The 22,718-nt window shown below is 72.1% G+C and carries 18 protein-coding genes; 10 read left to right on the top strand and 8 right to left on the bottom strand.

From position 1 onward, the window contains the following. Positions 1-86 precede the first annotated feature (86 nt). Genes BBH68_RS13075 through BBH68_RS13065 form a run of 3 tightly spaced genes read right to left on the bottom strand, consistent with a single transcriptional unit; the run spans position 87 to position 2,311 of the window. Complete coding sequence (locus BBH68_RS13075; RefSeq protein WP_245738037.1) at positions 87-1,352, bottom strand: cystathionine gamma-lyase; 1,266 nt, start codon at positions 1,350-1,352, stop codon at positions 87-89. After that, positions 1,349-1,906 carry a low molecular weight protein-tyrosine-phosphatase gene (locus tag BBH68_RS13070; protein WP_065961903.1) on the bottom strand — a complete coding sequence of 186 codons (558 nt, stop codon included), beginning with the start codon at positions 1,904-1,906 and terminating at the stop codon, positions 1,349-1,351. Before BBH68_RS13070 ends, BBH68_RS13075 begins: the two co-directional genes overlap by 4 nt. Before the next feature lie 24 nt (positions 1,907-1,930). Next, positions 1,931-2,311: a phage holin family protein gene (locus BBH68_RS13065; RefSeq protein ID WP_065961901.1), complete on the bottom strand. Its 381-nt coding sequence runs from the start codon at positions 2,309-2,311 to the stop codon at positions 1,931-1,933. Between the two features lie 66 nt (positions 2,312-2,377). Between BBH68_RS13065 and BBH68_RS13060 the strand changes: the two genes are divergently transcribed. From BBH68_RS13060 to BBH68_RS13050, 3 genes are all read left to right on the top strand, one after another. Continuing rightward, on the top strand, positions 2,378-2,695 hold the full coding sequence (locus BBH68_RS13060; RefSeq protein ID WP_065961899.1) for a cupin domain-containing protein: 318 nt from the start codon (positions 2,378-2,380) through the stop codon (positions 2,693-2,695). Positions 2,696-2,861: 166 nt separating this feature from the next. Next, positions 2,862-3,062, top strand: a complete 201-nt coding sequence (locus BBH68_RS13055) for a DUF5326 family protein (protein ID WP_065961897.1) — start codon at positions 2,862-2,864, stop codon at positions 3,060-3,062. A 645-nt stretch (positions 3,063-3,707) separates the two neighbouring features. Next, on the top strand, positions 3,708-4,145 hold the full coding sequence (locus BBH68_RS13050) for an SsgA family sporulation/cell division regulator (protein WP_043487236.1): 438 nt from the start codon (positions 3,708-3,710) through the stop codon (positions 4,143-4,145). Between the two features lie 39 nt (positions 4,146-4,184). On the opposite strand, the gene BBH68_RS13045 is transcribed toward BBH68_RS13050, so the two are convergent. After that, positions 4,185-5,642, bottom strand: coding sequence for a YibE/F family protein (locus tag BBH68_RS13045; protein ID WP_065961895.1), 1,458 nt, complete (start codon positions 5,640-5,642; stop codon positions 4,185-4,187). Between the two features lie 205 nt (positions 5,643-5,847). Between BBH68_RS13045 and thiC the strand changes: the two genes are divergently transcribed. Next, positions 5,848-7,608 (top strand): phosphomethylpyrimidine synthase ThiC, encoded by a 1,761-nt coding sequence (gene thiC / locus BBH68_RS13040; RefSeq protein WP_065961894.1) that lies wholly within the window; start codon positions 5,848-5,850, stop codon positions 7,606-7,608. Between the two features lie 78 nt (positions 7,609-7,686). Here the strand turns inward: thiC and BBH68_RS13035 are convergent, their stop codons facing one another. Next, positions 7,687-8,790, bottom strand: a complete 1,104-nt coding sequence (locus BBH68_RS13035) for a BRO-N domain-containing protein (RefSeq protein ID WP_065961893.1) — start codon at positions 8,788-8,790, stop codon at positions 7,687-7,689. 147 nt (positions 8,791-8,937) lie between these two features. Here BBH68_RS13035 and BBH68_RS13030 point away from each other — a divergent pair, with 147 nt between their 5' ends. Then, positions 8,938-9,489 carry a TIGR03086 family metal-binding protein gene (locus BBH68_RS13030; protein ID WP_065961891.1) on the top strand — a complete coding sequence of 184 codons (552 nt, stop codon included), beginning with the start codon at positions 8,938-8,940 and terminating at the stop codon, positions 9,487-9,489. On the opposite strand, the gene BBH68_RS13025 is transcribed toward BBH68_RS13030, so the two are convergent. From BBH68_RS13025 to BBH68_RS13015, 3 genes are all read right to left on the bottom strand, one after another. Further along, positions 9,486-10,517, bottom strand: coding sequence for a hypothetical protein (locus tag BBH68_RS13025; RefSeq protein WP_065961889.1), 1,032 nt, complete (start codon positions 10,515-10,517; stop codon positions 9,486-9,488). The genes BBH68_RS13030 and BBH68_RS13025 overlap by 4 nt on opposite strands. A 183-nt stretch (positions 10,518-10,700) precedes the next feature. Continuing rightward, positions 10,701-11,957, bottom strand: coding sequence for a metallophosphoesterase (locus BBH68_RS13020; protein ID WP_065961887.1), 1,257 nt, complete (start codon positions 11,955-11,957; stop codon positions 10,701-10,703). Between the two features lie 317 nt (positions 11,958-12,274). Further along, positions 12,275-13,375, bottom strand: coding sequence for a LacI family DNA-binding transcriptional regulator (locus BBH68_RS13015; RefSeq protein WP_076970923.1), 1,101 nt, complete (start codon positions 13,373-13,375; stop codon positions 12,275-12,277). 425 nt (positions 13,376-13,800) lie between these two features. Here BBH68_RS13015 and hisC point away from each other — a divergent pair, with 425 nt between their 5' ends. The 5 genes from hisC (at position 13,801) to BBH68_RS41940 (ending at position 22,666) form a co-directional block, all read left to right on the top strand. Continuing rightward, positions 13,801-14,880 (top strand): histidinol-phosphate transaminase, encoded by a 1,080-nt coding sequence (gene hisC / locus BBH68_RS13010; protein WP_065961881.1) that lies wholly within the window; start codon positions 13,801-13,803, stop codon positions 14,878-14,880. A 183-nt stretch (positions 14,881-15,063) separates the two neighbouring features. Further along, complete coding sequence (locus tag BBH68_RS13005; RefSeq protein ID WP_065961878.1) at positions 15,064-16,659, top strand: cytochrome ubiquinol oxidase subunit I; 1,596 nt, start codon at positions 15,064-15,066, stop codon at positions 16,657-16,659. A gap of 13 nt (positions 16,660-16,672) precedes the next feature. Then, positions 16,673-17,686, top strand: a complete 1,014-nt coding sequence (gene cydB / locus BBH68_RS13000) for a cytochrome d ubiquinol oxidase subunit II (RefSeq protein WP_065961877.1) — start codon at positions 16,673-16,675, stop codon at positions 17,684-17,686. A gap of 22 nt (positions 17,687-17,708) precedes the next feature. Beyond that, positions 17,709-21,566: a thiol reductant ABC exporter subunit CydD gene (gene cydD, locus BBH68_RS12995; protein WP_079150954.1), complete on the top strand. Its 3,858-nt coding sequence runs from the start codon at positions 17,709-17,711 to the stop codon at positions 21,564-21,566. A 293-nt stretch (positions 21,567-21,859) separates the two neighbouring features. Further along, positions 21,860-22,666, top strand: a complete 807-nt coding sequence (locus BBH68_RS41940) for a hypothetical protein (protein WP_065961876.1) — start codon at positions 21,860-21,862, stop codon at positions 22,664-22,666. Positions 22,667-22,718: the final 52 nt, after the last annotated feature.

Below are 22,718 nucleotides of genomic sequence, written 5' to 3'. Positions count from 1 at the left end.
ACCGGGGCGTCTCAAGCCACGAGGGGGGAGGCTTGAGACGCCCGCCCGGCATGGCCTGATCCCGTGGGGGCGCGTGCTCGGCCGCCTCAGCCGCCCGTCGCGCCACGCGCCGGGGCGCGCGCCTCGTCGAGCGCCCGCAGCACATCCGCGATCAGGTCCTGGGGGTCCTCGGCGCCCACCGAGAAGCGGATGAAGCCGTCCGGCACGGCGTCGCCGCCCCACCGGCCGCGCCGCTCGGCCGTGGACCGTACGCCGCCGAAGCTGGTCGCGTCGTCGACCAGGCGCAGCGCGGCCAGGAAGCGCTCGGCGTGCTCCTGGTCGGGGAGGACGAAGGAGACCACACAGCCGAAGCGCCCACCGCGCATCTGGGCCGCCGCGAGGCGGTGCGCGGGGTCGGTCGGCAGCCCGGGGTGGCGCAGCCCGGTGACCTCGGGGCGGTCGCGCAGCGCCTCGGCCAGGGCGAGTGCGGTCGCGGCCTGGCGGTCCACACGCAGCTGGAGGGTGGCCAGGGAGCGGTGGGCGAGCCACGCCTCCATCGGGCCGGGGATCCCGCCGGCCATCTTGCGCCAGGCGCGCACGGAGGCGGCCAGGCGCGGATCACGGCAGGTGACGTAGCCGAGCAGGACGTCGCCGTGGCCGGTGAGCGCCTTGGTGCCGCTGGCCACGGAGAAGTCCGCGCCGAGGTCCAGGGGGCGCTGGCCGAGCGGGGTGGCCAGGGTGTTGTCCACGGCGACCAGCGCGCCCCGCGCGTGGGCGGCGTCGGCCAGGCGGCGGATGTCGCACACGTCCAGGCCCGGGTTGGCCGGGGACTCGATCCACAGCAGCTTGGCCGGCCGGGGCTCGCCGCCGTCGGCGGCCGGCGCGCCGTCCAGGAGGGACAGTTGGGCGTCGCCGCCGGTGGGCGCGGTGCGCACCTCGATGCCGTACCCCCTCAGCCGCTCGCCCAGCGGGGCCAGGAGTTGGTAGCCGTCGGACGGCAGCACGGCCGCGTCGCCCTGTCCCAGCTGGGACAGCAGCACGGCGGAGATCGCGCCCATGCCGGAGGCGAAGACCACCGTCTCGGCGTCGGCGTCCGGCGACTCCAGCTCGCTGATCGCCCGCTCGAGCCCGGTCCAGGTGGGGTTGGCGTCCCGGCCGTAGGTGTACGGGCCCTGGAGCAGGTCGGCGCCGTCCGGCAGGTGGTAATGGGCGGCGAAGGCGGGGCCCGGCAGGGCCGGCGCGTACGCCTCGGGCTCGGGCAGCCCGGCCCGGACCGCCCGCGTGCCGTCACCGGTCTTACGGTCGCCGGTCGGGTGCTCGCCGGTCGTGCGGTCGCCGGTCGTACGGTCGTGGGGCTCGTGCTCGCCGGTCATGCGTTCTCCCTCGGAGCGGCGGGAGCGGCGGGAGCCGCCGGGGTCTTCCGGGCGTCGAGTGCCGCACCCACCGCGTCCAGCAGCCCCTCGCTCGCCGCCTCGATCATTTCCAGGCACGCCTCGAACTCCTCGGTCCCACCGAAGTACGGATCGGGCACGTCCAGCCCGCCGAGGGTGTCCGGGTCGGCGTCCGGGTCGTAGCTGCGCAGCAGCCGCACCTTCGCGGCGTCCTCGGGCGTCGGCGCGAGGGCGCGCAGCTCGTGCAGATGGCCGCTGTCGAGGGCGATCACCAGGTCGAGGGCGGAGAACCACTCGACCTGGAACTGCCGCGCGATGTGACGCTGCTCATAGCCGTGGTCCGCCAGGACCGCGGCGGCGCGGCGGTCGGCCCCCTCGCCCTCGTGCCAGGGGCCGGTGCCCGCGCTGTCCACCTCGACCAGACCGTCAAGACCGGCTTCCTCGGCGTGGGCGCGGAAGACGGATTCGGCCATCGGCGAGCGGCATATGTTGCCGGTGCAGACGAAACAGACGCGGTAGGGCGAGGGGGCTCTCATGCGTCCCATCATCCTCGACGGCGGTCAGTCCTTGTCGTCGGGCAGGACGACGTGCAGGGCCCAGGACACGATGGAAATGATCAACGCGCCTATGACGGCCGTGCCGAAGCCCTCGACATGGAACGCCAGGTCGAGTTTGCCGGCCAGCCAGGAGGTCAGCAGCAGCATCAGGGCGTTGATCACCAGGGTGATCAGCCCGAGGGTGAGAATGAAGAGAGGAAAGGCCAGCAGTTTGACCACTGGCTTGACCACGGCGTTCACCAGGCCGAACACGAGCGCCACGAGGATGAGCGTGATCGCCTTGCGCCCGGCGCTCTCGCCGGTCAGCGTGATGTCCTTCAGCAGCCAGACGGCCACCCAGAGGGCACCCGCGTTGGCGATCGTCTTGACGAGAAAATTCTTCATGGTTGAGATCGTCGCAGAACAGGCCCCGCGCTGGGCAGGGCCGGCGACCGAGGGGTGGAGGGGCGAATGAAGGCGTTCCGGCTGGATGAGCTGGAGGCGGAGCGGGCCGCGAACGACGGCGCGTATCTGCAGTTCCTGCGCGAGCGCAACATGTCCGTCGGGCTGTACGCGCTGGACGCGGGCCAGAGCGACCCGCAGCAGCCACATCGCCAGGACGAGGTGTATCTGGTGCTCAGCGGGCGGGCGTCGATCACGGTGGGGATGGAGACCACGCAGGTGGCGCGCGGCAGCGTGGTGTACGTGCCGGCCGGGACGGCTCACAAGTTCCACCACATCACCGAGGACCTGCGGGTCATGGTCGTCTTCTCTCCCCCTGAGAGCTGATGCCCCCGGCCCGCGTCCCGTAGGGGTTCGGTCAGGGGAGGACGGGGGACACGAGCCCTGTATCCGCTTGGCGGCCGCCCTAGCATCGAAGGCGGGGGACACCGGCCGGCGTCAAAGCCGGCGACCGGCCGGACCGACTGGCTCAGCGAGGAAAGCAGGGACCGAAGTGGCGACGAAGGACATATTCCAGGGCCTGCCCTGGTGGGTGATATGGGTCGCGGTGCCGCTCCTGGTGCTGGCCGTGTTCGGCGGCCTGATCCTCCACGTGGTCGGCATCGTGATCGGTCTGGTGTTCAAGGCCCTGCTGTTGGTGGCGCTCGTCGGCGGTCTGATCTACCTCGTACGGAAGTTCAGCTCGTCGTCCTAGATTGAGCCGGTCCGGACCAGTTCGAACCGGTCTGAACCAGTCCGAGGCGGCGCCGCTCCCGGCCCGCTCCCGGTCCGCCCCCCGCCCCGCTCCTCTCCCCGCCCTCCGCCCCGCTCCTCGTCCCGCGGCGACCGGTGACCCGGCGCCGCGGGTACGCCGCGCGGGGGATAGGCGCGTTCCAAACCTCAACTTGACGGCACCGTTCCGGTTAGAGTTCGAGGCCTCGACGTCTCCCGTTCCGGCGTCTGCCTCGCAACACACCCCGGGGGTGCCTGTTGACGAAAGCGAACTTGGCCGCGGCCGGTGAACCGGCTCCGAACTCCCACGTCATAGCCCGGCGCCGCCCCACCCGGCCCGGCGAGCGGATCTGCCCGCCCGCGCCGGTCCCCTGGATCGCCGCCGCGCGGACGGCGCGGCAACTCTGGCCATTTCCAGCCCCCCACATGAGGCAAACCGACTCCGCCCCGCAGTCGAGTCGCTACGCTCCAGAGTCGGCCGAGACATCAGCTCCCTCTCGATCCCTGTCCATATCCAAAAATTCGCTTCTTTTGGCCCGCTGGAGGTAGGCGGACCATGGCGCCAAGAGGCCAGGGCGTTCAAACCTGGCCATTCGCAAACAACTCGGGGCGGCGAACGATGCGTGACATGCGCGACACAGTCCAGGCAGAAGTGACGATGACCTTCCTGGTCTCCCAGGACCTCTCCTTCCGGATCCCGGTCGAGCTGTCCTACGACAGCAGCGACCCGTACGCAGTCGAGATCACCTTCCACCTGCCCGGAGACGCGCCCGTGAGCTGGGCCTTCGCCCGGGAGTTGCTGCTTGACGGGCTGAGCAAACCTTCCGGCGAGGGCGATGTGCGGATCGCTCCCGCCTCGCCGGAGGGGCTTTCGGACGTCTTCATCAGGCTCCAGGTGGGCGCCGAACGGGCACTGTTCCGCGCCGGCGCCGCCCCGTTGGTCGCCTTTCTGGACCGTACGGACCGGGTGGTTCCGTTCGGGCAGGAGCAGGCGGCCTGCGATCCGGTCGGCGACCTGGACGCGGAGCTGGACCGGATCCTCGCGGAGGACCGTTACGCCGGCTAGCGGGCACCCCTTTCGCCAGGGCTCATTCGCCTCCGGGGCTCAGCGCCCGCGCGCCCGGCGGCGCCGGCCGCGTCCGCTCCGGCTCGTGCGACCCCCCTGCTCCGCGCCGCCCTCGGGCGCGCGGTCAGCGCAGACCACCAGCGTGGCAAGCGCGGTGGTCACCGGCACCGAGGCGATGAGTCCGATGCTGCCCACGAGGGTCCTTACGATCTCCTCCGCGACGAGCTCGCTCGTCGCCACCGTCCCCACGCCGCTGTCCGCGATCGAGAACAGGAGCAGCAGCGGCAGCGAGGCGCCCGCGTACGCGAGCACCAGGGTGTTCACGACGGACGCGATATGGTCCCGCCCGATGCGCATCGCGGCCGCGTACAGTGCGCGCCGGCCCGCCGTGGGGTCGGCCGCCCTGAGTTCCCACACCGCGGAGGTCTGGGTGACGGTCACGTCGTCCAGCACCCCCAGAGATCCGATGATCACCCCGGCCAGCAGCAGACCGCGGATCTCGATGTCCGGATAGAGGCCGTGGACCAGCCCCGTCTGGTCGTCGGTGTTGCCGGTCAGACTCGCCCAGCCGATGAACAGCGAGCCCAACAGGCCGATCAGCAACAGCGAGACGAGCGTCCCGAGCACGGCGACGGACGTACGGGCCGTCAACCCGTGGCACATGTACAGCGCGATGAGCATGATCGCGCTGCCTCCGATCACCGCGACCACCAGCGGGTTGGAGCCCTGCAGTATCGCCGGGAGGATGAACAGCGTCAGCACCCCGAAGCTGACCGCCAGCGCCACCAGCGCGAAGACGCCGCGCAGCCGCCCGACGGCCACGACCGCGAGCGCGAACAGCCCGGCGAGCAGCGCCATCGGCATGGCCCGGTCGACGTCGGAGACGGAGTACTGCAGGTTCTTCGGCGCCTTGGGCGCATACGCCAGCTTCAGCTTCTGCCCGGCGGAGAACTTGCGGGAGGCGTTCGGCTGCACGATTTCCTCAAACCTGCGGCCTTTGTCCTTGCCGGAGGTGACCTCGATGGTCGCCTTCTCGCAGATCGTCTTCTCCCCGGAGCCGGGCCCCCCGGCCGCGCTCTGCTGGTTCGTAACGTCCTGACCCGGCTCGATGGGCTGCTGCGGCTGGGCGTTGACGTCGGCGCAGTCGACCTCCTCGACCTTCACCACCCGCCCGGCCACCGTCTGCTGGTCGAAGCCGAGCCCGGTGCGCTCATGCGCCTTGTGGTCGGGCGTGCCCCCCGGCCACAGCACGATCAGCCCGGCGGCCACGGCGGCGGCGAAGGGGACCAGGATCGCCGCGATGACCTTGCGCAGATGGGCGGAGACCGGCGTCGCCGGGCCGTGGCCGTGCGAATGGCCGTGTGAATGGCCGTGGGCGTGGCCGTGTGAGTGGCCCTGTGCGGCGGCGCTTTGCGGTTGGCCGTGCTCGGGGCCGGGACCGTGCCCGGGGTGGTGGCCGGGCTCGGGGTGCTGGTGCCGCTGCGGGGTCGAGGTCACCGTCAGATCATCGCAAGAGCGAGGGCCCTCTGTTCAGCGCCGCCGGAGAACCGCTAGCGTGGGTGACACCTTTGCAATCGCGGGAGCTCGGAGCACCGGGCTGAGAGGGCGCTGATTGTGTCGGCCCGGGGATGGCCCCGGGCCCCATGCTGCGCCGACCGCTGAACCTGTTACCGGGTAATGCCGGCGTAGGGAGTGGGTCTCAATGACTCTGCAGGATGCACGCACGCCCGAAAACCGTGAGTTCGGCTGGCATAAGGGATATGTCACCGGCTCCCGTCCGGACCTCCGGGTCCCGGTCCGCCGAGTGCACCTCACCAATGGCCAGGACGTGACGCTGTACGACACCTCCGGCCCGTACACCGACCCCCAGATCGAGACAGATGTCCGCCACGGGCTCGCACCGCTGCGGCAGAACTGGATCCTCGCCCGCGGCGACACCGAGGAGTACGCGGGCCGCCCCGTCCGCCCCGAGGACGACGGCATCAAGCACACCGCGCCACGCGGCGGGCTGCGCAACCTCGACGCGGTCTTCCCCGGCCGCCCGCGCCAGCCCCGCCGGGGCCGGGACGGCGCCGCCGTGACCCAGCTCGCGTACGCCCGCCGGGGCGAGATCACCGCGGAGATGGAGTTCGTGGCGCTCCGCGAGAACGTCTCCCCCGAGGTGGTCCGGGAGGAGATCGCGGCCGGCCGCGCGGTCCTGCCGGCCAACGTCAACCACCCGGAGATCGAGCCGATGATCATCGGTAAGCGATTCCTGGTGAAGGTCAACGCCAACATCGGCAACTCCGCCGTCACCTCCTCCATCGAGGAAGAGGTCGAGAAGATGACCTGGGCCACCCGCTGGGGCGCCGACACGGTCATGGACCTCTCCACCGGCCGCAACATCCACACCACCCGCGAGTGGGTGCTGCGCAACTCCCCCGTCCCCATCGGCACGGTGCCGCTGTACCAGGCCCTGGAGAAGGTCGACGGCAAGGCCGAGGAGCTGACCTGGGAGATCTACAAGGACACCGTCATCGAACAGGCCGAGCAGGGCGTCGACTACATGACGGTCCACGCGGGCGTACGGCTGCCGTACGTACCGCTGACCGCCCGCCGCAAGACCGGCATCGTCTCGCGCGGCGGCTCCATCATGGCGGCGTGGTGCCTGGCCCACCACAAGGAGTCGTTCCTCTACACCCACTTCGAGGAGCTCTGCGAGATCCTCGCCGCGTACGACGTCACCTACTCGCTCGGCGACGGACTGCGCCCCGGATCCATCGCCGACGCCAACGACGAGGCGCAGTTCGCGGAGTTGCGCACGCTCGGCGAGCTCAACCGGATCGCCAAGCGGCACAACGTCCAGACGATGATCGAGGGCCCGGGCCATGTCCCGATGCACAAGATCAAAGAGAACGTCGACCTCCAGCAGGAGATCTGCGAGGAGGCTCCCTTCTACACCCTGGGCCCCCTCACCACCGATATCGCCCCCGCCTACGACCACATCACCTCGGGCATCGGCGCGGCGATGATCGCCTGGTGGGGCACGGCGATGCTCTGCTACGTCACCCCCAAGGAGCACCTGGGCCTGCCGGACCGCGACGACGTCAAGACCGGCGTCATCACCTACAAGATCGCCGCCCATGCGGCCGATCTCGCCAAGGGCCACCCCGGCGCCCAGGAGTGGGACGACGCCCTGTCCGACGCCCGCTTCGAATTCCGCTGGGAGGACCAGTTCAACCTGGCCCTCGACCCGGAGACGGCCCGCTCCTTCCACGACGAGACGCTCCCGGCGGAACCGGCGAAGACGGCACACTTCTGCTCCATGTGCGGGCCGAAGTTCTGCTCCATGAAGATCAGCCAGGACATCCGGCGCGAGCACGGGGGCGCGCTGGACGCGGCCGAGGTGGAGGCCGGGATGGCGGAGAAGTCGAAAGAGTTCGCGGCGGCGGGAAATCGCGTTTATCTACCGATCGCGGACTGAGTAGCGGTAACGTGCCGAGGGCCCGAAGCCGCAAACTCGGATTGCGACTTCGGGCCCTCGTGCTGTGATGCGGTCGTACTACTTCAGGCCGTACACCGGCGCGCCGTCCGGGGTCACCCCGGTCTGCCGGAGGCAGCCGCGCTTCAGCAGCATGCGCAGGGCGTCATGCACGCGGTGCTCGGTGAGTCCGGTGTTGGACGCGATGGTGCTCAGCGGATACAGGCATTCGCCCTGGGCGATGATCGCGGGCAGGATGTACACGGCCACGGCCCAGATGTCGGCCGTGACCACGAGGTTGCTCTCGCGCCACTCGGCGATCACCGAGGCCGGAGTCACCACCTGGGGCGGCTCGGGCCGGTCCCGCCAGTGGCGTCGGATGCTGTCGGGCCCGGCGGTGAACGACTCCCGCTGGACGGCGGTGGACTCGCGGATCGCCTCGACGATCTCACGCTGAACGCGCTCCGCCTCGCGCTGCGCTTCCTGCTGTGCTTCGAGGGCCTCCCGCTGCGTCTTGGCGATCTCCTTCTGTGCCTCGGCGACCTCTTTGTGGGCTTCGGCAACCTCCTTCTGGGCCTCCACGGACTGCCGCATCAGCTCGGCGCTCTCGCGCCGCAGCTCCTGGGCCTCGCGCTGCATGGCGAGCATCTGCGCGTCCATGTCGAGGTTGTGTTCCTCGAGCCGGACGATGGCTTCGGCGACCTCCTTCGGCATGGCGTAGGCGGTGGGGGCGTCCGGGGCCGTGGGCTGGACTTCGGCCTTCTCGAGCTCGTACGAACCGTGTCGCTGGATCGAGACCACGACCTCGGTCACCCAGTTCTTGAAGGGTTCGGACTCCGGCTTGGTGCAGCCGTTGACCAGCCGGATGAGGCCGGGCAGACTCACCATGCGCATGGACCTTTTGAGCCCGTGACCTGCAATCTTGCGCGAACTATCACTCCCATAGACGCTTTGCGCAAGCTCTTCGAGACTTACCCGCCAGTCTTCGGGGACGTGCCAGACAAGCGCCTGACGGGTGTTGGCATAGCCAAGGTCTTTGGCCACATCGACCGCCGGGAACCAGTGGGTCCCATCCGGCATCGTGAGTCGCCGCACGCGGGTTCCGGTCGCCGCGAAAACGAAGTCGTTGATGTCGATCGCGTCCTGCTTGCCCGCCGGGTTCGGCGGCGTGTTCTGTGTGCTCATGGGAGCATCACCTCCACGACGGACGTTATGCACCTCAGCGCCGGAAGATCCCACGATTGAGGGCGAGTTCGCTCAAAAGGTGGGGAGTGAATCATTCCGCTGGCATGGCGATCACAGACCCTGAACGACCGACCCAGGAGCAGCCCGATGAACAACCGACACGCACTGCGCGTCGTCAACGCACGGTTCACCGAACTTCTCGGCACGGCAAAGGAAGACGACTGGGAGCTGCCCACCCCCTGTAGCGAGTGGAATGTCCGCGACCTGGTGGCGCATGTGATCGGCGGACACGCCATGGTGACCTCGCTGCTGACGGGCGAGGAACTGGTCGCCGCGCCCGGTGACACCGTGGAGGAGTGGGCGGCGCGGGTGGAGCGGGCGGCGGAGGGGGAGGGGGTGCTGGAGCGGGTGGTGTCGCATCCGATGTTCGGCGAGCTGAGCGGGGACGCCCTGCTGATGATCCGCTGGGGGGATGTGTGCGTGCACACCTGGGATCTCGCCCAGGCCCTGGGCGTGGAGTTCGCGCCGGAGCCGGGGCTGGCCGAGGCGGCGCTGGAATGGCTGGTGCCGTTCGGTCCGGCGCTCGGCGGCTCGGGGAGGTTCGGGGAGGGGGCCGACCCCGGGCCGGGGGCCGACGCCTTCGCCAGGGTGCTCGCCATCACCGGGCGGGGGGCGCGGCCCGTGGCCGGGGCGGACTAGTCCGGCTGGTGTTCCGGCCCGCCGTAGTCGGGGCTGGTGAAGTCGGGGCTGCTGTAGCGCGGGCGGGTCTTCGAGGCGTCGCCCTGGGTGCTGAAGCCGGGGCGGCTGTAGCCGAGGTGGGGGGTGCGGCCGATGGCCTCGGACCTGGTGGGGGTGTGGGTCGCGGTGGGGCGCGTCGGGGTGGAGGCGGGAGGAGGGGCCGGGGAGGTGTGGGAGCCGTCGGCCGCCGCGGGGTCCGCCAGCGCGTCGCGCAGGAAGGGCACCACGCCGCGCTCCAGCAGCGCCAGCCGCCAGGCCTCTCTGGCGCGCTCCACTTCCTCCCGCTGCCTGCCGCGCGCGCCGCCCCCGACCGCCCCCGAGCTGTTGCGCAGCGCGGTGAGCAGGAGGCCGATGGTGGCGATCAGCAGGCCGGCGGCGGTGAGCGCGGCGAACAGCCAGCCCGCGGTGATCATCGGCTGGGCGATGGACGGCGTGGGGTGGAGCAGGCGCAGCAGATAGCCGGCGAGGAGGAAGATGATCGCCGCGGTGCCGGCCAGGACCGGGGCCAGGACGGAGAGCACGGCGACGAGCCCGGCGCCGGACGCCGCGTCACCCACCGCGGCGGCGAATCCGCCGCCGGCCGCCGCCCCGCCCGGCCGGCCCACGGCGTCGCCCGCCGCGCCGTCCTTCTCCGGGGCTCCGGCCGCGGGCCCGCCCTCGCCGACGGGGCTCAGGGTGGCGCCGGGCGAGCGGGCGCCGTCGGGCGAGCGGGGGCCGCCTGCGGTGTCGGCGGCGCCGGGCCAGTCGGGTGGCGCGGGTTGGCGCAGCTTCTCGCGGGCGTCCACATAGTGCTGGTATTCGTCGGCCGCGCGGGCCGCGATGGCGGCCGCGGCGTTCATCGCCATGGTGCGCAGCTGCTCGGTGGTGAGCCGCTGTCCGACGCCGCTGAGGTCCGCGCGGCGGTCCGCGGTACGCAGCGCCTCGTCGAGAACCCGCTCGAACTCCGGGCGGTCCTCGATCAGCAGGTGCGGAGCGCTGTTCATGTGCATCCCCCGATGCTCCGTAGGGCCTTGATGCCGGCTGTCACCGGGCAGTGGGGCGGAAACGGAGGAGAGCCTGCTACGGATAAGCCGATGGTAGAGCCGATCCGGCGCGGGGTGACAGTGACTTTCCCGAAATCACTCCGCGTCGGTGAAACTGTCTATCTTCCCCGCACGGCGTGATATGAACCCTCAGTTCAGCGGGAGTTGGACGACCAACAGCTTTCCGGCCATGGTGACACCGCCGTCCATGGCGACCGCGAGGTTGTCGGCGTAGACGTGCGGGCCCTCGACGGTCGGCGCGCCCTCGTCCTCGCCTTCCTCGGAGCCGACCTCGCCGAGCAGGTACGGGATCGGGCTGTGGCCGTGGACGATGCGCTGCCCGCCGTAGGTGTCGAGCAGTTCGCGGACGGCCAGGGGGCCGGCGTCCTCGTCGCGGAAGGCGAAGCGCTTGGTGAACTTGCGGAACAGGTCCCAGCACTCGTCGGCGTCGCTGCGCTGGAGGGTCTCGGTCACCGCGTCGTTGACGGCCTCGATGGAGTCGCCGTACTCGAGGTAGGCGGTGGTGTCGGAGTGGACGAGGAGGTGTCCGTCCTCCTCGGTCATGGCGTCGAGCCGGGACATCCACTGCAGGTGGTGGTCCTCGAGCCGCTCCATGTCGGTGCGCTGGCCGCCGTTGAGCAGCCAGGCGGCCTGGAAGGAGGCGGTGCCCGCGCCGGAGTTGACGGGGGTGTCGCCGAATCGCTTGGCGCCGATGAGCAGCAGTTCGTGATTGCCCATCAGGGCCTTGCAGTACCCGCCGGCGGCCGCGGCCTCGGCGGAGAGCTGCATGACCAGGTCGATGACGCCGATGCCGTCCGGGCCGCGGTCGGTGAAGTCGCCGAGGAACCAGAGCCGGGCGTTGCCCGCGGACCAGTTGCCCTTGGCGTCGATGAGCCCTTGGGCGGCGAGCGCCTCGCGCAGCTCGTCGAGGTAGCCGTGGACGTCGCCCACGACGTAGAGCGGGCCGGGCGCGCCGGACTCGGGCGCCTGGGCGCGCTCGGGGTCGGGGACCGGGGTGAGCTCGACGGTCGGGCGGTCCTGCGGGGGCACCAGGGGGGTGTCCGGGAGGGTGTGCCCGGGACCCATGACCGGCAGGGAGCGCTCGGTGGGGGTGTACTCCGCGGGCGGGACCGGCGCGGTCGGCGCGGCGGGGCGCGCGGGCGGGGTGGGCGCGGCGGGCTGCGCCGCGGGCGCCGGGTGCGAGGGCGGAGCGGCGCGGACGGGGTCGCGGGGAACCCGGCCGTGCGGGGTGGCACCGTAGGCGGTCCCGGCGTACGGGTTGGGGGCGGCGGGGACCGCGCCGTCGCCCGGAAGCGGGCCGGGCGCGGCGGACGATCCGTACACGGGCACGGGCGGGACTGCCGCCGTGGTCCGTGCCGTGGCTCCCAGACCGGCCCCCTGAGTCATCGACCCCTCCACCATCGCGCCGCCGTGCCACCGTGTGGACCATGCCTGGTCGAGGGCGGTCCGCGGTGTCGTCCGCCCATCATAGGAATGACCGTACGGGCTTGTGACGCACCAGGGTGCCGTCAATCGGGGCGCGGTCCCACTGGGACGGTCTTTTATCCCGGATTGGCCCGGTAGGGGAAGCGGATCGGACTCGGGTGCGTCTCGCGTCATGCTCAAGTCTTCCTCAGGTTACGACCTGGGGTGCGATAGGGGGGCGGGGCGAGGGGCGGCCGTGCGGGGCGTCGCGGCGCCGCTCCCCGGCGCACCGGAGGTCGTCAGCCGCCGGCGCGGCTGCGTGGCGCGCTGATCGTGGTGCGGGGCGGACGGCGTTGCGAGGAGGTCCGCACGATCAGTTCGGTGGGTATCACGCGCTCGACGGGGTGCTCGTGGCCCGGCCCCTCGATGGCGTCGATCAACAGTTGCACGGCGGCGGTGCCGATCCGGCGGGGCTTGAGGGAGAGGGTGGTGATGGGCGGTTCGGTGGTGCGGTAGACGGCGGACTCGCTGCAGCACACCAGCAGCAGGTCGTCGGGGACGCGCAGGCCGTAGCGGCGGGCGGCGGCCAGCAGGTCGGTGCCGTTGGGGTCGAAGAGGCCGTAGACGGCGTCGGGGCGGTCGGGGCGGGCCAGCAGCCGGTCGGCGGCGACGGCGCCGGCGCACGGGTCGTGGGCCGGGTAGGCCTCGTACACCGGGTCCTGTCCGACCCGCTCGCACCAGTGGAGGTAGGCGGTGGTGGACAGCCGGGTGTAGGTGTCGGTGGTGGTGCCGGTGAGCAGTCCGATGCGGCGGGCGCCGGCGTCGGCGAGGTGGTCGAGCAGGCCGAGGACGGCGGCCTCGTGGTCGTTGTCCACCCAGGCGGTGACGGGGAGGGTGCCGGCCGGGCGGCCGTCGCTGACCACGGGGATGCCCTGGCGCAGCAGCCCGGTGACGACCGGGTCGTGGTCGGAGGGGTCGATGACGACGGTGCCGTCGAGGGCGACGTTGGACCACACGTCGTGGCGGGAGGTGGCGGGCAGGATGACGAGGGCGTAGCCGCGGGCCAACGCGGCGGAGGTTGCGGCGCGGGCCATCTCGGCGAAGTACGCGAATTCGGTGAAGGTGAAAGGTTCATCCCCGTACGTGGTCACGGTCAGGCCGATGAGGCCGGACTTGCCGGTGCGGAGGGTGCGGGCCGCGGCGGAGGGGCGGTAGCCCAGCCGTTCGGCGACCTCGCGGACATGGCGGCGGGTGGCATCCGGGAGCCGGCCCTTGCCGTTGAGCGCGTCGGAGACGGTCGTGATCGAGACCCCGGCTGCGGCGGCCACGTCCCGGATGCCCGCGCGTTCCAGCCGGCGGCCGGTCGACCGGCTCACCTGATGCTTCCCTGCTGCTGTCATGGCGAGCCGATAGTAGGGCGAGGGCGGGCCCCGCGCGCCGGGGTGCGGCCGGTCTTCCGAAGGCACGTTTCTGCATGAGCGCTGTGTTCAATTCCCTTGGAAACCAAGCCAGTTGAGGGATCGGGCGGGGCAGTAGTCGCCTCTGGCATATCCATGCCTGCCGATTGGCTGCTGTCCGGAAGAGGGCGCAACTCACCTGCACGGGTGATGCGCGCCAGGGCGCTCGCCACCGGCGCACGGCGGAAGCGGAATCGCTCCCCCTTATCTGTGGGCCCCTCGGCCGGGGGACCGCGCGGGGCGCGCCGTCGTCCGTGGCCGGGTCCTGCTCGCCCGGTACTCCGGGCCCAGGACGCCTCATAAGGTATGAGGTATCGACGTGCGCCGCGGGCGCCGCGCACGGACGGGACGGTCGAGGAGGAGCCGCGGTGACTGAGAAGAGCCCGAAGCTGCGTGCCGCGCTGGACGGCATTCCGACGTACAAGCCGGGCAAGCCGGCCGCGGCGGGCGGCCCCGCCGCCTTCAAGCTGTCCTCCAACGAGAACCCCTATCCGCCGCTGCCGGGGGTGCTGGAGACCGCGATGGACGCCGCCGCCTCCTTCAACCGCTACCCCGACCTTGCCTGCACCGCCCTGACGGCCGAGCTGGCGGAACGCTTCGACGTGCCGCCGGAGCACCTGGCCACCGGCACCGGCTCGGTGGGGGTCGCCCAGCAGCTGGTGCAGTCGACGGCCGGGCCCGGCGACGAGGTGATCTACGCCTGGCGGTCCTTCGAGGCCTACCCGATCATCACCCAGATCTCCGGGGCGACGTCGGTGCGGGTGCCGCTGACCGAGGGGGAGGTGCACGACCTCGACGCGATGGCGGAGGCGGTCACCGACCGTACCCGGCTGATTTTCGTCTGCAACCCCAACAACCCCACGGGCACGGTGGTGGGCCGGGACGGCCTGACCCGCTTCCTGGACCGGGTGCCCAGCGATGTGCTGGTGGTGCTGGACGAGGCGTACATAGAGTTCATCCGGGACGAGCGGGTGCCGAACGGCATCGAGCTCTACCGGGAGCGGCCCAACGTGTGCGTGCTGCGCACCTTCTCCAAGGCGTACGGCCTGGCCGGGCTGCGGGTCGGATTCGCGATCGCGCATGAGCCGGTGGCGGCCGCGCTGCGGAAGACGGCGGTCCCCTTCGGGGTCAGCCAGCTCGCTCAGGACGCGGCGGTGGCCTCGCTGCGCAGCGAGGACGCGCTGCGCGAGCGCGTGGCGGCGCTGGTCGCGGAGCGGGCGCGGGTGAGCGGGGCGCTGACCGGGCAGGGGTGGACGGTGCCCGAGTCGCAGGCGAACTTCGTGTGGCTGCGGCTGGGGGAGCGCACGGTGGACTTCGCGGGGGCGTGCGAGGCGGCGGGCGTGGTGGTGCGCCCGTTCCCGGGCGAGGGGGTGCGGGTGACGATCGGCGAGGAGGAGGCGAACGACATCTTCCTGCGGGTCGCCGAGGAGTTCCGCAAGGAGCTGTGATGCCTTCGCGGCCGACGAAGGTCGCCGCCGAAGGATACCGATACGTTCCGCTTGCGCCCCTTCCACCCCCCGGTGAGAAGGGGCGCACGCACGTGCGTATCATAGCTTGTGAATGTGAATACGTTCACAAGCTCCTCTGGGGTGCGGGCCGACCCCGTGGCAAGACCGTAAGGAGAGATTCCCGTGGATCTGGCTCTGGCGCCGGAGACGCTGGCGCGATGGCAGTTCGGCATCACCACCGTCTACCACTTCCTCTTCGTCCCCCTCACGATCTCTCTCGCCGCCATCACCGCCGGACTGGAGACCGCCTGGGTCCGCACCGGCAAGGAGAAGTACTTCCACGCGACCAAGTTCTGGGGAAAGCTCTTCCTGATCAACATCGCGATGGGCGTGGTCACCGGTCTCGTCCAGGAGTTCCAGTTCGGCATGAACTGGTCGGACTACTCGCGCTTCGTGGGCGATGTGTTCGGCGCCCCGCTGGCCATGGAGGCGCTGCTCGCCTTCTTCTTCGAGTCCACCTTCATCGGGCTGTGGATCTTCGGCTGGGACAAGCTGCCGAAGAAGATCCACTGCGCCTGCATCTGGATCGTCGCGCTGGGCACCGTCCTCTCCTCGTACTTCATCCTCGCCGCGAACTCGTGGATGCAGCACCCGACCGGCTACGCCATCGACCAGGCCACCGGCAAGGCGCGGCTCACCGACATCTGGGCGGTGCTGACCCAGAACACCACCCTGGTCGTGGTCTTCCACACCCTGACCGCGGCCTTCCTCACCGGCGCGGCCTTCATGGTGGGCATCGCCTCCTTCCACCTGCGGCGGGCCAAGCGCCGGCAGGACCGCGGCGAGGAGCTGGGTGAGAAGCAGAAGAAGCAGGTCGGGGCGATGCGGGCCTCGCTGCGGGTGGGTCTGGTCGTCGCCGTGATCGCGGGGTTGGGCACGGCCATCAGCGGCGACCAGCTCGGCAAGGTGATGTTCGAGCAGCAGCCGATGAAGATGGCCGCGGCCGAGGCGCTGTGGGAGACCCAGGCGCCCGCGCCCTTCTCGGTCTTCGCCGTCGGCGACGTCAGCAAGGGACACAACAGCGTCGAGCTCGAGGTCCCCGGGGTGCTCTCCTTCCTCGCGCACAGCAACTTCACCGACTCCGTCCCCGGCATCAACGACGTGGCCGCGAAGGAGGCCGCGGCCTACGGAGGACAGCCCGAGGACTACATCCCCAGCATCTTCATGACCTTCTGGGGCTTCCGGCTGATGATCGGCTTCGGGATGACCTCGTTCGCCGCCGCGCTCATCGGGCTGTGGACGACCCGGCGCAAGCGGTGGCTGTCCCCCGCCTTCCGCACCGGTGAGGACGAGGTGCCGCGGCTGATGCTCACCAAGAAGCGCGAGATGAGCCCGCTGCTGACCAAGTGGTCCTGGCGGATCGGCATCCTGACCATGGGCTTCCCGCTGATCGCCAACTCCTTCGGCTGGATCTTCACCGAGATGGGACGCCAGCCGTGGGTGGTGTACGGGCTGATGAAGACCGCCGACGCGGTCTCCCCCGGCGTCAGCCGGACCGAAGTCCTCATATCCCTGGGCGTCTTCACCCTGCTGTACGGCGTGCTCGCGGTGGTGGAGGTGCGGCTGCTGGCCAAGTACGCCAAGGCCGGGCCGGACACCGACGAGAAGCCCCCCGCCAAGGACCCCCGGCTGCGGCTGCCCTCCGGCGGCCCGGGCGCCGGAGGGGCGCACGGCAACGCCGACGCCGACGCCGACAAGCCGCTGACCTTCGCGTACTGAGCCGGAGAGAGCCATGTCACCGCACCTTCACGACGTCTGGTTCGTGCTGATCGCCGTCCTGTGGATCGGCTACTTCTTCCTCGAGGGCTTCGACTTCGGCATCGGCGTGCTGACCAAGCCGCTGGCCCGGGACCGTACGGAACGCCGGGTGCTCATCAACACCATCGGCCCGGTCTGGGACGGCAACGAGGTCTGGCTGATCACGGCGGGCGGCGCGACCTTCGCCGCCTTCCCCGACTGGTACGCGACGCTCTTCAGCGGCTTCTACCTGCCACTGCTGGCCGTCCTGGTCTGCCTGATCCTGCGCGGCGTCGCCTTCGAGTACCGGCACAAGCGGCCGGAGGATCGCTGGCAGCGCAACTGGGAGAACGTGATCTTCTGGTGCTCGCTGCTCCCCGCCTTCCTGTGGGGTGCGATCTTCGCCAACATGGTGCGCGGGGTGCCGATCGGGCCGGACAAGAACTACACCGGCGACCTCCTCGACCTGGTCAACCCGCACGCCCTGCTCGGCGGGGCGGTCACCCTGGTGCTGTTCACCTTCCACGGCGCCGTGTTCGCCTCGCTCAAGACGGTCGGGGAGATCCGGACGCGAGCCCGGCGATACGCGGCGGGGCTCGGCCCGGTCGGCGCCGTGCTGGCCGCGGTCTGGCTCGGCTGGACCCAGCACGACACCGGCAACGGACGGTCGCTGGCCGCGCTGCTGGTCGCCGTGGTCGCGCTGCTCGCGGCGCTGGTGATGAACCGGCTCGGACGGGAGGGCTGGGCGTTCGCCCTGTCCGGGGTGGCCATCGCCGCCGCGGTCGCGATGCTCTTCCTCGCGCTCTTCCCGGACGTCATGCCCTCCTCGCTGGACCCGAGGTGGAGCCTGACGGCGGCGGACGCGGCGTCGAGCCCGTACACGCTGACGATCATGACCTGGGTGGCGGCCGTGATGACCCCGCTGGTGATGGCCTACCAGGCGTGGACCTACTGGGTCTTCCGCAAGCGGATCGGCACCCAGCACATCCCCGAGCCGACCGGTCACTGATCCCACGGGTGGTGTGTTTCACGTGAAACCAGTCGACCCCCGGCTGCTGCGTCACGCCCGGGCGACCCGTCTCTTCCTCGCCGCGTCCGTGGCGTTGGGGCTGGTGGCGGCGGGGCTGGTGGTGGCGCAGGCCATGCTCATCGCCGAGGTGGTGGTCGCCGCCTTCGTCCGCGGCGCCGCCCCGGGCGACCTCGGGCGCCCGCTGGCGCTGCTGGCGGCCGTCGCCGTCGGCCGCGCCGCGGTCGCATGGCTCACCGAACTGGCCGCCCACCGAGCCGGTGCGGCGGTCAAGTCGGAGCTGCGGATGCGGCTGCTCGCGCATGCGGTGCGGCTGGGACCCGAGCGGATGGGGGCCGACGCGCCGGACGCGGATGCGCCGGACGCGGATGTGCCGGGCGCGGAGCGGCCGGGCGCCGGGCAGCCGAGTGCCGGGCGGTCGAGTGCCGGGCGGTCGGGTGCCGGGCGGTCGGGCGGGCGGGGCACGGGGGAGCTCACCACCCTCGCCACCCGGGGCATCGACGCCCTGGACGACTACTTCGCCCGCTATCTGCCGCAACTGGGCCTGGCCATCGTGGTGCCGGTGGCGGTGCTCGCCCGCATCCTCACCGCCGACTGGGTCTCGGCCCTGATCATCGCCGCCACCCTGCCGCTGATCCCGCTCTTCATGATCCTCATCGGCTGGGCCACCCAGTCCCGGATGGACCGTCAGTGGCGACTGCTGTCCCGGCTCTCCGGACACTTCCTGGACGTCGTCGCCGGGCTCCCGACCCTCAAGGTCTTCGGCCGCGCCAAGGCCCAGGCCGCGTCGATCCGCGCCATCACCGCGGACTACCGGCGGGCGACGCTGCGCACCCTGCGCCTGGCCTTCCTGTCCTCCTTCGCGCTCGAACTGCTCTCCACGGTGTCGGTCGCGCTCGTCGCCGTCGGCATCGGCATGCGGCTGGTCCACGGCGAGCTGGACCTGTACACCGGGCTGGTGGTGCTCGTCCTGGCCCCCGAGGCGTATCTGCCGCTGCGGCAGGTGGGCACGCACTACCACGCGGCGGCGGAAGGGCTCGCGGCCGCCGACGAGGTCTTCGCGGTCCTCGAACGCGAGCCCAGGGCAGCGGGCGACGCGCCCGCCCCCGACGCCCGGGGCGCGACGCTGAGCGTGGAGGGGCTGGAGGTGCGCCACCCCGGCCGGTCCGAACCGTCCCTGGCCGCGACCTCGTTCGAGATCCTCCCGGGGGAGACCGTGGCCCTCGTCGGCCCCAGCGGGGCGGGCAAGACCACGCTGCTGAACGCACTGCTGGGGTTCGCCGAGCCGACCGCGGGCCGGGTGCTGGTCGCGGGGCGGGACCTGGCGTCGCTCGACCCGGAGAGCTGGCGCCGCCAGATCGCCTGGGTGCCCCAGCGCCCGTATCTCTTCGCCGGGACGATCGCCGACAACGTACGGCTGGCGCGACCGGACGCCCACGACGCGGCGGTACGGGCCGCGCTGCGGGACGCGGGCGCGCTCGGCTTCGTCGACGCGCTGCCGCACGGGGCCGGCACCCGCCTCGGCGAGATGGGCGCGGGCCTGTCCGCGGGGCAGCGGCAGCGGATCGCGCTGGCGCGCGCGTTCCTGGCCGACCGGCCGGTGCTGCTGCTGGACGAGCCGACCGCGGGCCTGGACGGGGAGACGGAGGCTGCGGTCGTGGAGGCGGTGCGGCGGCTGGCCGAGGGCCGCACGGTCCTCCTGGTCGTCCACCGCCCGGCCCTGCTGGCCGTCGCCGACCGCGTGGTGCGGCTGCCCGGCCCCGCCACCGCCCCCCGGCCCCCGGCCCCTTGGGCCGAACCCGCGCACCACGACGCACCCCGAGCGGCGGCCGCCGACCCGGCCGGCCCTCAAGCGACCACCGACCCGGCGGGCCCTCAGACCTCGGGTCCTCAGGAAGCGGGTCCTCAGGCGGCCTCCGATGCCGCGGCGGCCGGCGAGGCGCCCCGCGCGCACGGCTCCGCGTTGGCGTGGGTGCGGGAGTCGGCGCGGGACTGGCGGGGCCGGTTCACGCTCGCGCTGCTGCTCGCGACCCTCGCGTCGGCCAGCGCCGTCGGGCTGATGGCCGTCTCGGGGTGGCTGATCTCGCGCGCCTGGCAGCAGCCCCCCGTGCTCTATCTGATGGTGGCGGTCACCGCGACCCGGGCCTTCGGGATCGGCCGGGCTGTCTTCCGCTACGCCGAGCGCCTGGTCTCGCACGACGCCGTGCTGCGGGTGCTCGCCGAACTGCGGGTCGCCGTCTACCGCAGGCTGGAGCGGCTGGCGCCGGTCGGGCTCAGGGACACCCGGCGCGGCGATCTGCTGTCCCGGCTGGTCGCCGATGTGGACGCCCTCCAGGACTACTTCCTGCGCTGGCTGCTGCCGGTGGGCGCCGCGCTGGCCGTGGGCGTGGCCTCGGTGGGCTTCACCGGGTGGCTGCTGCCGGAGGCGGGCGCCGTGCTGGCGGCCGGGCTCGTGGTGGCCGGGGCCGTGGCACCGCTGGTTTCCGGCGCGTTGGCCCGCCACGCCGAGCGTCGGCTGGCCCCGGCGCGCGGCGCGCTGTCGGCCCAGGTCGTCGAGGTGCTCACCGGCACCGCCGAGTTGACCGTCGCCGGTGCCCTGCCGCGCCGGCTGGACGAGGTGCGGCGCGTCGACGGCGTGCTCACCCGGATCGCCCGGCGGGCGGCCGCCGCGACCGGAGTTGGGGCCGGACTGTCCGCGCTGGCGTGCGGGCTGACCGTCGCGGCCTCGGCCTGGGTGGGCGTGCGGGCCGTGGCCGACGGCCGGCTCGGCGGGGTGTGGCTGGCCGTCGTGGTGCTGATGCCGCTCGCCGCGTTCGAGGCGGTCGCGGGTCTGCCCCTCGCGGTGCAGCACCGCCAGCGGGTGCGGCGGGCCGCGCGCCGGGTGTACGACGTGGTGGACGGCCCGCCCGTGGAGGACGGCGCGCCCGTGAGGGGCAACGTGGTGGACGAGGCAGCCGTGATGGAGCGGCCGGCGAAGGCAGGCGCCGAGGCGCCGCGGGGACCCTACCCGCTGGTCCTGGACCGGGTCTCCGCCCGGTATCCGGGACGGCGCGCGCCCGCCCTGGACGGGTTCGACCTGGAGCTGCGGCCGGGCCACCGGGTCGCCGTGGTCGGCCCGTCCGGGTCGGGCAAGACCACCCTGGCGCATGTGCTGCTCCGCTTCCTGGACCCGCGGTCGGGCTCGTACACGCTCGCGGGCCGCGACACCGCGGCCATGGACCCCGACGCGGTACGGCGGCTGGTGGGTCTGTGCGCCCAGGACGCGCACATCTTCGACAGCTCGTTGCGCGAGAACCTCCGTCTGGCCCGCCCCGACGCGAGCGACGGCGAACTGCGCCGGGCGTTGGCCGCGGCCCGGCTGCTGACGTGGGTGGACGGGCTGCCCGAGGGCCTGGACACGCTGGTCGGCGAGTCGGGCGCGCGGCTGTCCGGCGGGCAGCGGCAGCGGCTGGCCCTGGCCCGCGCGCTGCTCGCCGACTTTCCGGTGCTGGTGCTCGACGAGCCCGCCGAGCACCTGGACCTGCCGACCGCCGACGCGCTGACGGCGGATCTGCTGTCGGCCACACGGGGGCGTACGACCGTGCTGATCACCCATCGGCTGGCGGGCCTGGAGGCGGTCGACGAGGTCGTCGTGCTCGAAGAGGGCCGGACCGTGCAGCGCGGCACCTACGCCCAACTCGCCTCGGCCGAAGGCCCGTTCCGCCGGATGCTGCGGCGCGAGGCCGAGGAGGACGGCCTGGCGGCCGGCGCGGCTTCTCTGGCGGCGAGTGAGCCGAAGGGGCGCGCCGCTGTCGAAAGGGAGAGCGCGCGGAGGCCCCGAGGTACGAGGGGCCGAGCACGGTCGACCGTCGACAGGGGCTGAGGCGCCCCGGAGGAGAACCGAGCCCCGAAAGAGGAGGCCGAAGCGTAGTCCAGGTGACTTTTCGCGGTGGACGGTTTACCCGGCGGCTCCCCCGGTGCGGGGCAAGGCGGTGCCAGGGGAGGAGTTAGCCCGGGCAGGGCAACCGCTCACCTACGCGGTCCAACTATTGCCGCGTCAGAATGCGCGCCTCCATGACCGGCGGTGGGATGAGCCTCGCGGGCCGCTTGGTCCTCATATCGTCCCATCGCACTCCGCGACAGTTGTTGGCCCGACGCGGGGAAGGAAGTCATCACGTGAACACCCAGAGCGCAACCCCCAGACGATCCCGGACGCGCTACCGGGCCCTCTTCGCCGCCGTCGTGACGGCGGCGGCCCTGAGCAGTCAGTTGTTGACCTCGGCCCCCACCGCCATCGCGGACGAGAGCCCCCTGGGCGGCGGCCCCCGGCCCCCCAGGCCTCCGCAGTACCCGACCGTGCTGCACGGGGTGCGGGAGTTCACCGCGAACGGGACCTTCACGCCTCCCCCGGGCGTCACCTCGGTGCACGTCCAGGCGTGGGGCGCCGGCGGTGGCGGCGGCGGTGGTGGTGGCGGGGCCACGCCGCTCGGTACCGGCGTCGGCGGCAACGGCGGTGGCGGTGGCGCCGGTGGCTTCACCTGGTGCGTCATCCCGGTCCAGTCCACCCAGAGCTACACCGTGCACCTGGGTACCGGCGGCACTGGTGGTACCGCAGGTCCCGTCGCCACCGCCGGTGGCACCGGCGGCGGCGGTGGCACCACGAACGTGACGGGCGGCGCCGGTGTCCTGCTCAACGCCACCGGCGGTGGCGGCGGCACGGGCGGCGGCCCCGGCGTCGGCGCCGCCAATGGCACCAACGGCGCGGGTGGCGCCGGCGGCACCGGCACCTGCTCCACGGGCGGCGTGGTCCGGACCGGTGACAGCGGGACCGCCGGGGACGGGGGCGGCGAAGAGGTCGACGGCATCGTCGACCCGCCCGGGATCAGGGGCGAGGGCGGCGACGGCGGCACGGGTGGCGCGGCAGGTGCGCCCGGCACGGCGGGCGGCCCCGGGGGCGACGGATACGCCGTCATCTTCTGGTGATACCGACAGGCCATACCGATTCCGGGCTCGCGGAACCGCCCCCCGGCCGACC

It is taken from the genome of Streptomyces sparsogenes, assembly GCF_001704635.1.
Classification (GTDB): Bacteria; Actinomycetota; Actinomycetes; order Streptomycetales; family Streptomycetaceae; genus Streptomyces; species Streptomyces sparsogenes.
Note: the sequence above shows the minus strand (reverse complement) of the source record. Positions and strands in the feature narration are given on the sequence as shown.

Excerpts from the sequence above, each read along its gene's own strand:
- BBH68_RS13075 (WP_245738037.1), bottom strand. The coding sequence starts at position 1,352 with ATGACCGGCGAGCACGAGCCCCACGACCGTACGACCGGCGACCGCACG.
- BBH68_RS13070 (WP_065961903.1), bottom strand. The coding sequence starts at position 1,906 with ATGAGAGCCCCCTCGCCCTACCGCGTCTGTTTCGTCTGCACCGGCAAC.
- BBH68_RS13065 (WP_065961901.1), bottom strand. The coding sequence starts at position 2,311 with ATGAAGAATTTTCTCGTCAAGACGATCGCCAACGCGGGTGCCCTCTGG.
- BBH68_RS13060 (WP_065961899.1), top strand. The coding sequence starts at position 2,378 with ATGAAGGCGTTCCGGCTGGATGAGCTGGAGGCGGAGCGGGCCGCGAAC.
- BBH68_RS13050 (WP_043487236.1), top strand. The coding sequence starts at position 3,708 with ATGCGCGACACAGTCCAGGCAGAAGTGACGATGACCTTCCTGGTCTCC.
- thiC (WP_065961894.1), top strand. The coding sequence starts at position 5,848 with ATGACTCTGCAGGATGCACGCACGCCCGAAAACCGTGAGTTCGGCTGG.
- BBH68_RS13035 (WP_065961893.1), bottom strand. The coding sequence starts at position 8,790 with ATGAGCACACAGAACACGCCGCCGAACCCGGCGGGCAAGCAGGACGCG.
- BBH68_RS13030 (WP_065961891.1), top strand. The coding sequence starts at position 8,938 with ATGAACAACCGACACGCACTGCGCGTCGTCAACGCACGGTTCACCGAA.
- BBH68_RS13025 (WP_065961889.1), bottom strand. The coding sequence starts at position 10,517 with ATGCACATGAACAGCGCTCCGCACCTGCTGATCGAGGACCGCCCGGAG.
- BBH68_RS13020 (WP_065961887.1), bottom strand. The coding sequence starts at position 11,957 with ATGACTCAGGGGGCCGGTCTGGGAGCCACGGCACGGACCACGGCGGCA.
- BBH68_RS13015 (WP_076970923.1), bottom strand. The coding sequence starts at position 13,375 with ATGACAGCAGCAGGGAAGCATCAGGTGAGCCGGTCGACCGGCCGCCGG.
- cydB (WP_065961877.1), top strand. The coding sequence starts at position 16,673 with ATGTCACCGCACCTTCACGACGTCTGGTTCGTGCTGATCGCCGTCCTG.